This window comes from Dactylosporangium sp. CA-233914, assembly GCF_050942935.1.
Lineage (GTDB): Bacteria > Actinomycetota > Actinomycetes > Mycobacteriales > Micromonosporaceae > Dactylosporangium.
This window is the reverse complement of the sequence record NZ_CP192030.1, coordinates 4,887,720-4,902,069: the sequence shown is the minus strand read 5'-3', so window position 1 is coordinate 4,902,069 and position 14,350 is coordinate 4,887,720. Positions and strand designations below refer to the sequence as shown.

The following is a 14,350-nucleotide window of genomic DNA, read 5'->3' as shown; positions in this document are numbered from 1 at the left end:
ATGTCGACGGACCCGATCGACCACGCGGTGTCCCGCGTGCGTGCCGCCTTACGCGCGTGCGAGGATCTCGAGCTTCGTCCGCCGGCGACGGAGGCGGCGGTGGCCGCGTTCGAGCAGCGGATCGGTGTCCCGCTGCCCGCGTCGTACCGCCGGTTCGTGCTCGAGGTGGCCGACGGGATCTGGACGGACGACGAGCCCTGGCTGTACGGGCTCGACGACGTGGCGCTCGAGGTCGAGAACGGTCACGGCGATCCCGCCCAGCCGTTCTGGTACGGCGCCGCCGAGACGTCCGCGATGCTCGCGGCCATCGCCGAGCTCCCCGAGGGCGAGGGCGTCCTGGACGACGAGCGCCTGGCCGCACTGCAGAAGAGCGGCGACCCGGACGGCTGCCTGACCATCGCCAACCACGGCGGCAACGACTTCTCGGTCCTCGTGGTCACCGGCGAGCAGGCCGGGTGGGTGTGGCGCACCGGTGAGATCGACGTGCCGGAGACGCGGGAGCTCTACTCGGCGGCCCGGGGCGCGACCCCGCTGGACTTCCTGTCGTGGCTGGAGGTGTGGGCGGAGGAGTTCGGCTGATCCGCGCCGCCGGCGGCTACTCGTCGGCCAGGAGCGTGCGGTGGCGCTCGCGGGTCTCGTAGCGGCACCAGACCGGGATCTCCTCCGCCGGCGCCGGGACCACCACCTCGCGGCCGCCGTCGACGGCCTCGCCGGTGCGCAGGTCCACCCACCGGCCGGGCGGCAGATACGCGGCCCGGGTCCGCTCCCCCGGCTCGACGACCGGCGCGACGAGCAGGTCGTCGCCGAGCTGGTACTCGAACGGATGGCTCCAGGCCAGCGGGTCCGACGGGTTGGTGAGGCAGACCGAGCGCAGCAGCGGCCAGCCGGTCTCGATGGTGCGGGCGGCCTGCTCGGCGAGGTAGGGCACCAGCCGCTCGCGCAGCCGGGCGTATCGCCGGAACACCGGGAGCACCCGCGGGTCGCCGGTCTGCTCCGCGATGTTCCACGGCGTGCGGTCCCGCGAGGGCGTGCGGTGGTGGTTGTACTCCGAGTGGTACTGCATGATCGGCAGGAACGCCGACACCGCCGTGGCGCGCAGGTACAGCTCCGCGTCCGGGACCGGGCCCGAGAAGCCGGCCAGGTCCCAGCCCCAGTAGACGATCCCGCAGGCGGCCGCCGTGAACCCGGCGCGCAGCGAGCAGCGCATCGCCTCCCACGTCGAGTCCTCGTCGCCGGCCCAGAACACGCCGTGCGCCTGCGAGCCGGTGAACCCGGCCCGGCTGAACGTGACCGGCGCCTTGCCGCACGAGCGCAGCAGCTCGCCGTAGGCCGCCGCGTAGTGCACCGGGAAACGGTTGTTGCCGCCCACGCCGAGCGAGCCGTCGGCGTAGCGCAGGTCGTGGCCCCAGGCGTGCTCGCCGCCGTCGGTCTTGAACCCGTCGATGCCGACCTCCTCGACGAGGTAGCGGCGCTTGGCGAGCCACCAGTCGCGGGCCTTCGGGTTGGTGAGGTCGGGCATGAGCGCCTGCGGGAACCACCAGCCCCGGTTGCGGTACGGCCGGTCATCGCCCTGGCGGATCCCGAAGCCCTCGCGCACCATCGTCTGCGCGTCGGCCCTCGCCTGCCCGGACGGCGGCGGGCGCATCTTCGCGAGGGGGATCTGCCAGAGCACCACGCGGATGCCCGCCCGGTGGAGCTCCTCGACCATGCCCTTCGGGTCGGGCCAGGCGCCGTCCGGCGGGAACGTGAAGTCGGCGAGGCGGTGCGGGCGGCCGTCGGCGTGGACCTCGTACCGCGCGTCGCGGAACGCCACGAACGTCGACTCGTCGCTCCACGCCTCGATGACGACGACTCCGACGGGTATGTCGTGCTCGCGGTGCAGCGCGGCCTCGGCGGCGACGCGCTCAGCCGTGTTCCACTCGTTGCCGCTGGCCCACAGCCGGAAGACCCAGTCGGGCAGCGGCTGCGGGCGCCCGACGCGCTCCAGCCACGCGCGCAGGACCTCGCCGGGCGGGCCGTCGAAGAACCGCACGTCGAGCCGGCCGTCCTCGACGTCGGCCTCGACCCAGAGCCGCTCGCCGATGTCGAACCAGGTGCGCTGGGCGGTGTCGACGTGGAACGCCCACCCGTCGCCGCCCAGGACGTGCGCGAACGGCATCGGCAGGTAGGTGCGCCCGGCGGCGCCCTGGCCCTTGTACTGCTCGAAGACGGTCGCGTCGATGGCGTGGCCGCGCTGGTCGAGCCGGTCGAAGCGCTCGCCGAACCCGACGACCCGCTCGGCGTCGGCGAGCCGCATCGCGAACCGCACCCGGCGTACCCCGCCGGGGCCGGTGAGCCAGGACTCGCTGCCGGCGACGATCCGGCTCGTGCCGTGTATCGTGAGCGTGCCGCCGGTCGGCGACCAGGCCGCCCCGCTCACCTCGAACCACCGCGTGCGCCTGGTTCTGGTGCCGTCGGTGGCGACGAGGCGGTACCGCACCGCCCGGTCCGCGGGCAGCGGCGGGCTGTCGGCGGCCCAGCGCACGCCGCGGCCCCGCTTTCCGGCGGCCGCCGCGAGGTGGCCCTCGGCGCCGGCCGTCGGGCCGGTGGCGGCCCCCTCGCGGGCGAGGTCGAAGGTGCCGCCGTCCCACTCGCAGCGCACGGCGGTCACCGACTCGGCGGCCGCGACGCCGACGTTCACGGGTTCGCCGGCCAGCGGCACGACCGGCAGCAGCTGGTCGATGGAGGGCTGGTACGGGTGGCCGGACCCCAGCGGGCGGTGCCGGATCACGCGGTCACCCCCAGGCCCGCGGCGAGGGACAGGTAGGCCCCGTGCGACCACAGCAGCGGTGTCGCCACCGGCCCCCAGCGCTCCAGCCACTCCTGGCGGTGCTGCGGGGCGAGCAGCCGATCGCTGACCTGTTCGGGCAGGTCCCCGCCCTCCTCGGCGGTCCCGGCGATCCAGGCCAGCTCGCGCCGGGCGTCCTCGCGCCGGTCCAGCCGCAGGTACGCGAGGCCGAGCAGCGCGGCGAGGACCGGCCAGCGGCCGCCGCCGTAGAAGACGTCGGCGCGGAAGCGGTGCACGCCGCCGTCGTCGAGCAGATCGCGCTCGACGGCGGCGACCGTGCGGGCGCCGGTGCCGGCGTCGACGACCTCGAACGGGGCGACCGCGGCGAGCAGGCTGCCGTCGACGGCGTCGGAGCCGAGCCACTTGCGCAGCCGCCCGTCGACGCGCCCGTCGCCCGCGATCACCGCGGCGACGGCGGCGGCGGTCGCGCCCGCCGCCGCGGCGTCGTCCGCGCCGAGCAGGCCGGTGCGCAGCGCCGCCCGCAGCCCGGCCTCGACGGAGGCGAGCGTCGCGACGTGGACCTGCTCGGCGTGCTCCTCCCACCAGTCGTAGCAGGGCAGCCGCCAGGCCGCGCACAGGTACCGCACGGTGCGGGCGACGGCGGGCGCGAACCCGGCGTCGACCCCGGCGGTGGCGAAGAAGCGCTCGAGCGTCCACAGCCAGGTGCCGTACCCGTCGAGCTGGAAGTCCCACCAGCTCTCCGCGCCGTCGGCGCCGTCGAGCGTGTAGCGGGTGGGCAGGAACCGCGCCTGGTCGACCTCCTCACCGGCGGCGAGCGCCGCGACCACCGCCTCGATCCGCTCCGCGCGGTCGCCGATCACCCGCGCCGTCCACTCGTGGAAGGCCCGGGGCCCGTCGACGACGCCGTGGGCGCGCAGGCCCTCGGCGACGAAGGCACCGTCGCGCAGCCACGCGTAGCGGTACACCGGAAAATTGGCGCAGGCGGGGTAGGCGCCGCTGGGCGCCTGCTCGCGGGTGATCACCGTGATGCTGTGCTCGACCAGGTCGCGCATGTGTCGTTCCTTTGCCTCGCGCTGTCGAAAGGGACGTTCGCTTCTCAGGCGAGCAGGGCGGTGACCTGCCCGGCTGCGTCGTCGAGGGTCTTCTGCAGGTCGGCGCCGCCGCCCGCCTTGGTCAGGGCGTTGTTGACGATGTCCTGCATCTGCTGCTCCTTGGCGATGACCGGCAGCAGCGACTGCTTGCCCAGCGCGTCCACGACCGCCTTGCGGTTCGCCGGCGGCGTCTTGGCGAGGTACCCCGACAGCTTGGCCGCGTCGGCGACCGGCGGCAGCTCCCAGGACGAGTCGACGCGGGCCTTGACGCTGGCGTCGGAGGTGGCGAGGAAGGAAAGCCAGCGGAACGCGGCATCCTTGTGGGCGCTGGCGGCCGAGACCGCGACGCCGTTCTGGAACACGGCGCTGGCCTTCTGGGCGTCGCCCGGCTCGACGACGACGTCCCAGCCGAACGGCACGTCCTTGAGCGTGTCGAACTGCCAGTTGCCGTTGTGCCACATCGCGAGCTTGCCGGACTTGAACAGGTTGGTGTCGAAGTCCGGGGTGCCGCCGATCTCGGTCAGGGTCGGCATCGTCGTACCGGCCTTGCCCAGCAGCCACTTCGCGGCGGCGACGCCCTGCGGGCTGTTGAACGTCGCGGTCTTGCCGTCGGCGCTGAGGAACGTGCCACCGGCCTGGTTGACGGCCTTGTAGTACTCGTAGAAGCTGAGCGGCTGGAAGTCGCCGTACTGGCCCTTGGCCTTGTCGGTGAGCTTCTGCGCCGCCGCGGTCTCGTCCGACCACTTCCAGTCCGCCGTCGGGTAGGCCACGCCGGCCGCGTCGAACAGCGCCTTGTTGTAGATGAGCACCACGGTCGAGAACGACTCGGGCAGCGCGTACTGCTTGCCGGCGTGCTTGAACGCGTCCAGGGCGCTCGACGAGAGCAGTGAGGGCTGCCACGACTTGTCGCCGGCGGCCGGCCCGGCGAGGTCGGCCAGCGAGCCGGCCTGGGCGTACGTCACGAAGTTCTGGTAGTCCAGCTCGAAGGCGTCGGGCGCGGTCCCGCCGGCGATCGACGTCTGCAGCTGGGTGAAGTAGTCCTTGTACGGCGCGGTCTGCACGGAGATCTTGACGTCCGGGTTCGCCTTCTCGAACGCGGCGACGATGGCGTTGAGGTCGTCGAGGTGGTCGGGGGCCGCGGAGAACGTCAGATAGCGCACGGTGGTGACGCCGTCCGCGGAGGTGTCCTTCGTGGCGGAGCCCTTCGAGCAGCCGGCCAGGGCGACGGCGGCGAGGGCGAGCAGAGCGACGGCCCGGTGTAACCGGAGCCGGGGGCGAGCGGACATGTTCGGCCTCACAATCGGGGTGTGGGTGTGCGGGTGCGGGTTACTTGAGGCCGGCCTGGGCGACGCTCTGCACGATGTGCTTCTGCGCCACGGCGTAGAGGGCGAGCACGGGAAGGATGCTCACCACCGAGCCGGCCATGATGGCGTTCCACTGGATGGTGTATTCGCCGCTGAGGCTGGCCAGGCCCAGCGGGAGGGTCATGAACTCGCGCGAGCGGATGACGACCAGCGGCCACAGGAACGCGTTCCAGCTCGACATGAACGCGAACAGGCCGTAGGTGACCAGGGCGGGGCGGATCAGCGGCAGCGTGATGCGCAGGAAGATGCGGATGTGCCCGGCGCCGTCGACGAACGCCGCTTCGTCCAGCTCCTTCGGCAGCACCGCGACGGACTGCCGCAGCAGGAACACGCCGAACGCCGAGGCGATGGTGGGCACGACGAGCGAGGCGTAGGTGTCGACCAGATCGAACGCGCGGACCTCGATGAACAGCGGCACGACGAGGACCTGCATGGGGATCATCAGCGTCGCGAGGTACGCGACGAAGACGGCGTTCTTGCCCGGAAACTCCAGCCGCGCGAACGCGTAGGCCGCGGTGGAGCTGGTGATGAGCAGCAGCGCGGTGGAGACCACGGCCAGCACGAGGCTGTTGAGCGCGATCCGCCAGAACGGCAGGGCCTCGAAGAGCTTGCGGTACCCGTCGAGGCCGGGCTTGTCGGGGATCAGGCGGGGCGTGGTGAGCACGTCGCCGCCGGCGGTGATCGAGGTGACGACGGTCCACACGAACGGGAAGATCATGAGCAGCGCGCCGACGGCGAGCACCGCGATCAGCAGGCGCCTAGACATAGTTCACCCACCGCCGCTGCAGGCGCTGCTGGATGACGGTGACCACCAGGATCAGCGCGAACAGCAGCATGCTCAGGGCGGACGCGCCGCCGGCGTCGCCGTAACGGAACGTCAGGTCGTAGATCTCCTCGACCAGCGGCCGGGACGCGCCGGCCGGCCCGCCCCCGGTCATCACGTAGATCTGGTCGAACACCTGGAACCCGCTGATCAGCGAGATCACCACGACGAAGTAGCTCGACGGCGTCAGCAGCGGGAACGTGACCCGCCAGAAGCTCTGCCAGGCCGACGCCCCGTCGAGGCGGGCGGCCTCGAGATACTCCTCCGGGATCGACTGCAGCCCGGCGAGGAGGATCACCATGACGAACCCGGCGTCCTTCCACACCGAGGCGACGACCGCCGACGGGATCGCCCACGTCGGCGACGCCCACCACCCCGGCCCCGGTATCCCGACCGCCTCCAGCACGTGGTTGACCAGGCCGTTGGCCGGGTTCAGCAGCCACTTCCAGGTCAGCGCGACGACCACCCAGCTGGTGACGACCGGCAGGAAGTACATCGAGCGCAGCAGGTTGCGGCCCGGGAAGCGGCGGTTGAGCCCGACGGCGAGCGCGAGGCCCAGCACGTAGACCAGCGGCAGGTACAGCGCCAGGAACAGCAGCGTGTGCAGCAGCGCGTCGCGGGTGTCGGCGTCGCCGAGCAGGCGGGTGTAGTTGTCCAGCCCGATCCACCGCATCGGCGACTGCAGGTTCCAGTTGTGCAGGCTGATCCAGGCCGCGCCGAACATCGGCGTGATGGTGAACAGCAGCAGCGGTACGGCGCTGGGCAGCAGGAACAGCCCGACGATGCCGGCCTTGCGCAGGCCCCGGGGCCCGGCCATCAGCCCACCACCCCGTCGGCGGTGTCGAACCGGCCGTGCAGCCGGGCGACGACGAGGTCGGCCTGCTCGCCGCCGAACCCGTCGAGGTCGAACGGGGCGGCGAGGACCAGCGCCGCCGCGCCCTGCGCCCAGCTGCTGTCGTCCCAGGTGTGCACCATCACGCTGATGCCGTCGCCGCCGCGGACCTGGCGGCGGGCGAACTCGGCGCGAAACGCGGCCTCCCAGTGAATCCAGTGCGCGACGCCCTCGCCGGCGATCACGATCCGGTCCGGGTCGAGCATGTTCGCGGCGCCCGCGACGGCCCGGCCGAGCAGGCGTCCGGCGTCGGCCAGGACCTCGCGGGCGGCGGTGTCACCGCGGTCGGCCTTGCCGACGAGCGCGGCGAAGCCCTGCCGGGGCCCGATCACGCCGCGCTCCCGCGCGGTGCGCTCCAGCGCGGGCTCGCCGAGCCAGGCCTCCAGGCAGCCGTGCCGGCCGCACTGGCACAGCGGCCCCTCGTCGTCCATCGGCACGTGACCGAACTCCCCGGCACCGCCGCGCCCGCCGCGGTACACCGAACGGTCGGTGACGATGCTCATGCCGATCCCGCGGCCGATGGTCAGCACGAGGAGGTCGTCGACCTCGCGGCCGTGGCCGTAAAGCACCTCGGCGACGGCGAGCGCGTTCACGTCGTTCTCCACGACGACCGGGAGCCCGAGCACGCCGCGCAGGTGCCGGCCGACCGGCAGCTGCCGCCACTGCAGCACGTCCGCGTCGACCGTGCCCTTGTCCGGGCGGTGCACGACCCCCGGCACGGCGACGCCGACGCCGAGCAGCGGCGGGAGGTCCGGGTCCGGCCCGGTGTGCGGCGCGAGGTGCGCCGCGAGCCGCGAGAGTGCGTCCGGGACCATCGCGTCGAACGGCGTGGTCCAGCTGGACAGCATCTGCCCGTCGAGCCGCACGCTGACCACGACGAGGTGGTCAGCCGCGACCTTGACGCCCAGGGCCCGCCCGGCCGAGCCGACCAGGCCGATGAGCGATCCCGGTCGCCCGCCGCTGGAGGGCGCCTGCGCGACCTCCTCGACCATTCGCTGCTCCAGCAGCCGGCGCATGATCTGCGACACGGCGGCTGGGCTGAGACCCAGCTCACGGGCGATGTCCGCCCGCGAGGTGGGTCCCCGGCTGCCCAGCAGCGCGAGCACTGCTGATCGCGACAGGTCCCGCCCTGACCCATGCTTTGCCATCGCCACTTCGTCCACCTACTTCATTAAGTCGCAATACAAAGTCCCACGCGGCGCCGCCAAGGTCAAGAGGCGATTTCCGATAACGCACGGGTGCGACCTGAGCCGCGACCCGGCCTCCCTCCGCGACGATCGCGGGCGTGGCACACACCGGCGCCCGCAGGCCACGCGGCGCGCGGGCGCGCGGAGTAGATGGAGTATTCGTCGAGATAGCGGGCCGTGGCGGTGATCGCGATGAGGGCGATCCCGCCGTGGGTGGGCTCGGCCATCAGGGCCGGCGGGGCTCGCATCGCGGCGCTGATCTCCTGGCGGACGCGCCGAGCGGGGTTCCCGGCCAGATCAGGGACCACACGGCGCCGGGCTCAGGGTCGCGTGAACAACCCGCGGCGCAGCAGGCCGCCCTCGCGGCGCAGCCGGAACCGCGAGGGTGGCCTGCTGGGCATCGCCGTGATCCGGCCCGCGCGATGCGGTCTTCGCCGCTCAACCCTGCCGGCCGGGGCCGGCCTCACACCGCCGTCGACGGCGGCGTGGGCCTGCGGGCATGCCGCGTCACATGCCCGTGCCGGGAGACGGGGACGTCTGGCCCGGGGACGGTGTCGCCGGGGCCGGCGACTGCATGCCGGCGTGCTCGTGCACCCGTACGATCCGCGCGGTGTACGTCTCGCCGCCGGCGCTGTTGGTGCTCGTCGTGCCGGCGACCAGGATCTTCATGCCGGCCGTCAGGGCGCTGGGCTGCAGGGTGTGCCGCTGCTCGTAGACCCGCAGGTTGTTACCCAGGTTCCACGTCCTGGCCCATCCGTCGGCCGACTTCACGGTGACGGACGTGTCCGTGACGGCGGTGAGCGTGCCGACCTGCATGGCCACGTGCACCTGGCCCTTGTCGGTCTGCACGACGCCCTCGCCGTGCTCGACACCCTTGAGCATGTCCCCGTGGTCGTGGTCTTGCGCGCCGGCCGTCGAGCCCGGGCTCGGCGGGGACGGGCTCGGCTGAGCGCTCGCCACGGCCGGAATACCCAGCGCACCGGCGCCGGCGAGCACCGCGGCGCCGACCGCGAGGCCGATTCGATTGCGTGACATGTCCGGTCCCTCCTCACACGTGGACCTTCAGCGCCCCTACCACACCCGAACCGGCGGCAAACCACCCCGGCGGGCCGAAATGCCACGCATCACTGGGCGGGGGACGGCCCGCCCGGCGCGCTGGCCCGTCAGCGGCGGGCGGCTGGCCTCGCGCGGCGCCTCGGCCACCCCGCTCGGCGGCAGCGCCGATGGACAGCAGGATGTCGGCTATCTGACGGCCCCACGCCTCGCTCTCCTGATGAAGGCGTACACGACCGGCACTGGCAGCTCGGCGGCGATCGGCGAGCCGGCTGTCAACGGCGGCTCGGCCAGCAGCCGCAACCGCGCGTTCGTGGACTTCATCGTCAACGTCCCGCAGGGCGCACCGAACTCCTCCGGCGTGACCGCTGGCGGCCCGGGTTTGCCGTTCCGGCAAAGATGTTTGGCGGTTTCCGGTCCGCGACCCAACGCTGGTCGCCATGGACTGGGACGCAAGGTACCGCGCACAGGACCGCCTCTTCAGCGGCAACCCGAACGGCGTACTCGTCACGGAGGCCGCCGCCCTGCCGCCGGGCCGGGCCCTGGACGCCGGGTGCGGCGAGGGCGCGGACGCGCTGTGGCTGGCCGCGCGGGGCTGGACGGTGACGGCCATGGACATCGCCCCGACGGCCCTGGCCCGCGCGGCCGAGGCGGACGTCGAGGGCCGGGTGACCTGGACGGAGTCGGACCTGAGCACGACCAGCCCGCCGCCGGGCATCTTCGACCTGGTCTCGATCCAGTACTTCCCCCTGGCCCCGGAGCCGGACCACAAGGCCCTGCGCGGCCTGCTGGACGCGGTGGCCCCGGGCGGCACCCTGCTCTTCGTCACCCACGACCTGTCCGACCTGCCCGACCCGGCGGAGTTCGACAAGGCCGGCTACTACTGGCCGCAGGACGTAGCCGACCTGCTGGACGACACCTGGACGATCGTGACCAACGGGCAACGGCCCCGGACGACCCCGCCCCCGCCCGGTACCCACCACCGTCACGACCTCGTCCTGCGAGCCCGCCGCGCGTGACGGCACCAGCGCCGGGCGTCGTTGTGCCAGACTTCGCGCATGCAGCCGGTCTCCGTCACCTACCAACGCCGGTTCGGCAACGCCTGGAACGTCTTTCTCTCCACCGGCGAGCGGCTGACGGTCGACGGCGAGCTGGCCGAGGCGCGGGCGGTGGTTCGGCAACACATCGGCGGGGCTGAGGTCGGTGTCGAGCGGGTCGACACGCTCGCCGGCCACCTGGCCGACGCGGGCACCGTCGTGACCGGGCCGCAGGTGCGGGGACTCGACCACGCGCGGGAGCAGTTCCGCCGTGCCTGTGCGCTGCCGGTGCCGGACGGGTTCGTCCGGGTCGTGCGGGAGCTGACCGGGTTCGAGGAGGAGGGTTCGATCGGCGCCATCCACCTCGTGCTCAAGGAGCGCTGGGACGCCGACCGGCCGTCGTAGATCTGGACGGGGCCGGAGCGGCCGCTTGCACTTCGCCGGCACGCTCAACCACACCGTGGACGTCATCGCCCCCGGCTCCCCGGCCACCCTCGGGTCACCGGGGCGAGCGCGGCCCCTGCTGATGCGCGGGCGAGCCGTGCGCTGCGGCCGCGCCCGGATCGCGGGTTCAGGTCCGGTCGTCGGGCTGGCCCTTGGCGATGCGGCGCAGGTAGTGGTCGACCTCCTGGCGGTTGTACCCCCGCAGGACCACGTGGAAGCTGACCGCCTGGGCGTCGGCCCGGGCCCTGGCCTGCCGGGCCGGGTCGCCGGACGCGACGGCGTCGCTGGTCTTCTGCACGAACGTGTTGACCTCGGCCCGGTCGTAGCCATGGAACTCGATCGTGAACTGCCTCATACCACGAGTGTGCGCCTCTTGCGGCCGGAGCACACCCGCCCACTGCGGAGGGTCAGCCGACCCACGCAAGGACACCCCACCGCCACGCCCGGACCAAGGCCGCGGGCGGCGATCAGGCCGGCTCGGGTAAGGACGACGCCCGGCCGGCGGCTGGTCAGGCGTTGAGGTAGGTCAGGACCGCGCGGACGCGGCGGTTGTCGTCGTCGGACGGGGGCAGGTCCAGTTTGGTCAGGATGTTGTTGATGTGCTTGCTCACGGCCTTCTCGGTGATGCGAAGCTTGACCGCGATCGCCGAGTTGGAGCGGCCCTCGGCCATCTCGCCGAGCACCTCGCGCTCGCGGGTGGTGAGCGCTGCCAGCGGCTCGCGGCGGGCGAGCATCTGCGAGATTACCTCCGGGTCCATGGCGGTGCCGCCGCCGGCGACGCGCCGGACGGCGTCGATGAACTCGCCGATGTTCGAGACACGGTCCTTGAGCAGGTAGCCGACGCCGCCGTACGGGGTGGCGAGCAGCTCGCGTGCGTAGAGCGGCTCGACGTGCTGGGACAGCATCAGCATCGGCAGGCCGGGGACGCGGGCGCGGGCGGCGATCGCGGCCTGCAGGCCCTCGTCGGTGAACGTCGGCGGCAGGCGCACGTCGATGACCGCGACATCCGCCCGGTGCTCGAGCAGCGTCGGCAGCAGGGCCGGCCCGTTGTCGACGACCGCGACGACGTCGAATTCGAAGGCTTGCAGCAGCCTGGTCAGTCCATCACGGAGGAGGGCGTGGTCCTCGGCGATAACAACACGCACGGCAGCTCCATGGTGATCACGGTGGGTCCCGAAGGCGGGCTCGACAGCGTCATGGTGCCGTCGAACGCGGCCAGGCGGCGCTCGATGCCGCGCAGACCGGAGCCGGACGCGGGGTCGGCCCCGCCGGCCCCGTCGTCGGTGACCACGATCTTCAGGATCCCGTGCGCGTGGCGCAGAATCACGGAGCCGCGCCGGGCACGGCTGTGGCGGATCAGGTTGGTCAGCGTCTCGGCGACGGCGAAGTAGGCCGCGGACTCCACCGGCGTGTCGGGCCGGCCCGGCAGGTCGACCTCGACCGCGATCTCCACGGGCAGGCCGATCGCCAGCGCGCGGACCGCCCCGCCGAGCCCGCGTTCGGCCAGCACGGGCGGGTGGATGCCGCGGACGAGATGCCGAAGCTCCACCAGCGCCGCCCCGCTGGACTCCCGCGCCTCGGCGAGCAGCCGGCGGGCACCGGCGGGGTTGCGATCGAGCAGCTCGTCGACGAGCCCGATCACCATGCTCAGCGAGACCAGGCGGGCCTGGACGCCGTCGTGCAGGTCGCGCTCGATACGGCGCAGCTCCGCCGCCTGGGCGTCCACCGTGTCGGCCCGGGTCACCGTCAGCTGCGTGACGCGCAGGCGCAGCTCGGCCGTCCGGGTCGGCGCGAGGAACAGCCGGGCGAAGTGCGCGTCGACGCGGCGCAGCCACGGCGCGACCGACAGGCCGCCGGCCAGGATGACCGCGCCCTGGGGCACGCAGAGCAGGCCGACGACGATCGAGTCGACGGACCAGATGGAGCCGTAGCCGTACCACCCGGTGCCGAGCCAGATCCACACCGGCGCCAGCGTCAGGCCGGCGAGCCCGTAGAGCGGCACCAGGACGCCGATCAGCCCCAACCCGCACCCCACGAGCGCGCCCGGCGCGAGCCACGCGAGGTCGCGCCAGGTGGCCGGATCCGTCACCGTCCACCGGAAGCGCTGCCAGCCGCCGGGCACGGCCCGCTCCGGCGCCGGGTGATACGGGCAGGTCACCAGCACGCCGGTCCGCGACGCACGGCGCCGCTCCAGGTTGGCGCGCATCCGGACCAGGCTCATCGTCCACGGCACCAGCGCCAGGCCGAGGAACGGCACCGGCGCCAGGGCGAGCACCACGATGGAGACGACCAGCAGCGGCAGGTTGGTGACCGCGAGGCCGACCGACGCCAGGCCGTCGAGGACCGAGCGGCCGCCCCGGCCCGCCCGGCGACCCGCCCGCGCGACGGCTCCGGTCATGCTCACGGACCCATTGTGCCAGCGGCCGGCCCGGCCCCACGGCGGGGCCAGCAGCCATCCGGCTTCCCGGCGGGGCCGGCGGTACCAGCGTCGATCCAGCCCAGCGGCGGTGCCGGCGGCCCTGCGGACAACCGACGGTGGTGCTAGCACCCCCACGGCGGAGGAGCTGGCGCTCCTGACGGCCCGCGCGCGGGAGGGTGGAATACCGACATGACGACCACCACGACACCGCCGCGAGCGCCGGCGGGCAGTGACTTCGCCGTGCTGGCCCGCCGAATTACGAACGAAGGGCTGATGCGGCGGCGACCCGCCTACTATCTCGCCCGGCTGAGCCTGGTCACGCTGTTGTTCCTCGGCGGCTGGACGGTGTTCGTCCTTGTCGGCCCGTCCTGGTGGCAGCTGCTGACCGCGGTCCTGCTCGCCGTCGCCTTCGCCCAGCTCGCGCTCGTCGCCCACGACCTGGCCCATCGCCAGGTGTTCCGCACCAAGCGGCCCAGCGCGTTCGCTGGGCTACTGGCCGGTAACCTCGGCATCGGCATGAGCTACGGCTGGTGGATGGACAAGCACACCCGCCACCACAACAACCCCAACCACGACGACCTCGACCCGGACGTCGCCCCCGAGGTGCTCATCTGGGCCACGGAGTCGGCCGTGGGCCGGCGGGGGCTGGCCGCCTTCATCACCCGGCACCAGGCTGGGCTGTTCTTCCCGCTGCTCACGCTGCTGGCCATCGATCTGAAGGTGTCCAGCGTCAAGGCGCTGCGCAACGGCACGGTGAAGCGCCCCGGGATCGAGATCGCGCTGCTCCTGCTGCACGCCGCCGCGTACCTCTCGGCGCTGCTGCTCGTGCTGACGCCGGCGCAGGCCGTCGCCTTCCTGCTGGTGCACCAGGCGCTGTTCGGGGTCTACCTGGGCATGACGTTCGCCCCCAACCACAAGGGCATGCCCCACCCGGTGGGCGACGAGGACTTCCTGCGCCGCCAGGTGCTCACGTCGCGCAACGTCCGCGGCGGCCGGCTGACCGACCTGGCGCTGGGCGGCCTGAACTACCAGATCGAGCATCACCTCTTCCCGGGCATGCCGTCGGCGAACCTGCGCCGGGCCCAGCCCATCGTGCAGGAGTACTGCGCGAGCATTGGCGTCACCTACGAGCAGACCGGCCTGATCGAGTCGTACCGGCAGGCCCTGCGGTATCTGCACGAGGTCGGGGAGCCGGCCCGGGCGGCGCACGCGGCGCGCTGATCCGCGCGCGGCGCCGCCGGTGCGGGGTCTG

At 73.0% G+C, this 14,350-nt stretch carries 14 protein-coding genes; 4 read left to right on the top strand and 10 right to left on the bottom strand.

From position 1 onward, the window contains the following. On the top strand, positions 1 to 579 hold the full coding sequence (locus ACQPY0_RS21885; protein ID WP_432991686.1) for an SMI1/KNR4 family protein: 579 nt from the start codon (positions 1 to 3) through the stop codon (positions 577 to 579). 16 nt (positions 580 to 595) lie between these two features. Here the strand turns inward: ACQPY0_RS21885 and ACQPY0_RS21880 are convergent, their stop codons facing one another. The 7 genes from ACQPY0_RS21880 to ACQPY0_RS21850 form a co-directional block, all read right to left on the bottom strand. Continuing rightward, the gene (locus ACQPY0_RS21880; RefSeq protein WP_432991684.1) at positions 596 to 2,770 is read right to left on the bottom strand and encodes a TIM-barrel domain-containing protein; all 2,175 of its coding nucleotides are present in this window, start codon (positions 2,768 to 2,770) and stop codon (positions 596 to 598) included. After that, entirely contained in the window at positions 2,767 to 3,840 is a 1,074-nt protein-coding gene (locus tag ACQPY0_RS21875) for a glycoside hydrolase family 15 protein (RefSeq protein ID WP_432991682.1), read from the bottom strand. Before ACQPY0_RS21875 ends, ACQPY0_RS21880 begins: the two co-directional genes overlap by 4 nt. A gap of 44 nt (positions 3,841 to 3,884) precedes the next feature. Then, positions 3,885 to 5,165 carry an ABC transporter substrate-binding protein gene (locus ACQPY0_RS21870; protein ID WP_432991680.1) on the bottom strand — a complete coding sequence of 427 codons (1,281 nt, stop codon included), beginning with the start codon at positions 5,163 to 5,165 and terminating at the stop codon, positions 3,885 to 3,887. A gap of 40 nt (positions 5,166 to 5,205) precedes the next feature. Continuing rightward, the gene (locus ACQPY0_RS21865) at positions 5,206 to 6,009 is read right to left on the bottom strand and encodes a carbohydrate ABC transporter permease (protein ID WP_432991678.1); all 804 of its coding nucleotides are present in this window, start codon (positions 6,007 to 6,009) and stop codon (positions 5,206 to 5,208) included. Next, positions 6,002 to 6,883, bottom strand: a complete 882-nt coding sequence (locus tag ACQPY0_RS21860) for a carbohydrate ABC transporter permease (protein ID WP_432991676.1) — start codon at positions 6,881 to 6,883, stop codon at positions 6,002 to 6,004. Before ACQPY0_RS21860 ends, ACQPY0_RS21865 begins: the two co-directional genes overlap by 8 nt. Further along, positions 6,883 to 8,106, bottom strand: a complete 1,224-nt coding sequence (locus ACQPY0_RS21855; protein WP_432991674.1) for an ROK family protein — start codon at positions 8,104 to 8,106, stop codon at positions 6,883 to 6,885. The genes ACQPY0_RS21860 and ACQPY0_RS21855 overlap by 1 nt, the downstream gene beginning before the upstream one ends. Positions 8,107 to 8,652: 546 nt before the next feature. After that, complete coding sequence (locus ACQPY0_RS21850; protein WP_432991672.1) at positions 8,653 to 9,180, bottom strand: hypothetical protein; 528 nt, start codon at positions 9,178 to 9,180, stop codon at positions 8,653 to 8,655. A 458-nt stretch (positions 9,181 to 9,638) separates the two neighbouring features. Here ACQPY0_RS21850 and ACQPY0_RS21845 point away from each other — a divergent pair, with 458 nt between their 5' ends. Beyond that, positions 9,639 to 10,217 (top strand): class I SAM-dependent methyltransferase, encoded by a 579-nt coding sequence (locus tag ACQPY0_RS21845; protein ID WP_432991670.1) that lies wholly within the window; start codon positions 9,639 to 9,641, stop codon positions 10,215 to 10,217. A gap of 39 nt (positions 10,218 to 10,256) precedes the next feature. Next, on the top strand, positions 10,257 to 10,640 hold the full coding sequence (locus tag ACQPY0_RS21840) for a hypothetical protein (protein WP_432991668.1): 384 nt from the start codon (positions 10,257 to 10,259) through the stop codon (positions 10,638 to 10,640). 166 nt (positions 10,641 to 10,806) lie between these two features. On the opposite strand, the gene ACQPY0_RS21835 is transcribed toward ACQPY0_RS21840, so the two are convergent. From ACQPY0_RS21835 to ACQPY0_RS21825, 3 genes are all read right to left on the bottom strand, one after another. After that, a complete protein-coding gene (locus tag ACQPY0_RS21835; protein ID WP_432991666.1) occupies positions 10,807 to 11,034 on the bottom strand; it encodes a DivIVA domain-containing protein in 228 nt (75 codons plus the stop codon). 154 nt (positions 11,035 to 11,188) lie between these two features. Continuing rightward, positions 11,189 to 11,824 carry a LuxR C-terminal-related transcriptional regulator gene (locus tag ACQPY0_RS21830; protein WP_432991664.1) on the bottom strand — a complete coding sequence of 212 codons (636 nt, stop codon included), beginning with the start codon at positions 11,822 to 11,824 and terminating at the stop codon, positions 11,189 to 11,191. Further along, complete coding sequence (locus ACQPY0_RS21825) at positions 11,776 to 13,077, bottom strand: sensor histidine kinase (RefSeq protein ID WP_432995331.1); 1,302 nt, start codon at positions 13,075 to 13,077, stop codon at positions 11,776 to 11,778. The genes ACQPY0_RS21830 and ACQPY0_RS21825 overlap by 49 nt, the downstream gene beginning before the upstream one ends. 210 nt (positions 13,078 to 13,287) lie before the next feature. Here ACQPY0_RS21825 and ACQPY0_RS21820 point away from each other — a divergent pair, with 210 nt between their 5' ends. Then, positions 13,288 to 14,319 carry a fatty acid desaturase family protein gene (locus ACQPY0_RS21820; protein ID WP_432991662.1) on the top strand — a complete coding sequence of 344 codons (1,032 nt, stop codon included), beginning with the start codon at positions 13,288 to 13,290 and terminating at the stop codon, positions 14,317 to 14,319. Positions 14,320 to 14,350: the final 31 nt, after the last annotated feature.

Bases quoted from the DNA above. Each gene is read 5' to 3' on its own strand.
- ACQPY0_RS21870 (WP_432991680.1), bottom strand. From the start codon at position 5,165: ATGTCCGCTCGCCCCCGGCTCCGGTTACACCGGGCCGTCGCTCTGCTC.
- ACQPY0_RS21825 (WP_432995331.1), bottom strand. From the start codon at position 13,077: ATGACCGGAGCCGTCGCGCGGGCGGGTCGCCGGGCGGGCCGGGGCGGC.
- ACQPY0_RS21875 (WP_432991682.1), bottom strand. From the start codon at position 3,840: ATGCGCGACCTGGTCGAGCACAGCATCACGGTGATCACCCGCGAGCAG.
- ACQPY0_RS21850 (WP_432991672.1), bottom strand. From the start codon at position 9,180: ATGTCACGCAATCGAATCGGCCTCGCGGTCGGCGCCGCGGTGCTCGCC.
- ACQPY0_RS21820 (WP_432991662.1), top strand. From the start codon at position 13,288: ATGACGACCACCACGACACCGCCGCGAGCGCCGGCGGGCAGTGACTTC.
- ACQPY0_RS21885 (WP_432991686.1), top strand. From the start codon at position 1: ATGTCGACGGACCCGATCGACCACGCGGTGTCCCGCGTGCGTGCCGCC.
- ACQPY0_RS21845 (WP_432991670.1), top strand. From the start codon at position 9,639: ATGGACTGGGACGCAAGGTACCGCGCACAGGACCGCCTCTTCAGCGGC.
- ACQPY0_RS21860 (WP_432991676.1), bottom strand. From the start codon at position 6,883: ATGGCCGGGCCCCGGGGCCTGCGCAAGGCCGGCATCGTCGGGCTGTTC.
- ACQPY0_RS21865 (WP_432991678.1), bottom strand. From the start codon at position 6,009: ATGTCTAGGCGCCTGCTGATCGCGGTGCTCGCCGTCGGCGCGCTGCTC.
- ACQPY0_RS21840 (WP_432991668.1), top strand. From the start codon at position 10,257: ATGCAGCCGGTCTCCGTCACCTACCAACGCCGGTTCGGCAACGCCTGG.
- ACQPY0_RS21835 (WP_432991666.1), bottom strand. From the start codon at position 11,034: ATGAGGCAGTTCACGATCGAGTTCCATGGCTACGACCGGGCCGAGGTC.
- ACQPY0_RS21855 (WP_432991674.1), bottom strand. From the start codon at position 8,106: ATGGCAAAGCATGGGTCAGGGCGGGACCTGTCGCGATCAGCAGTGCTC.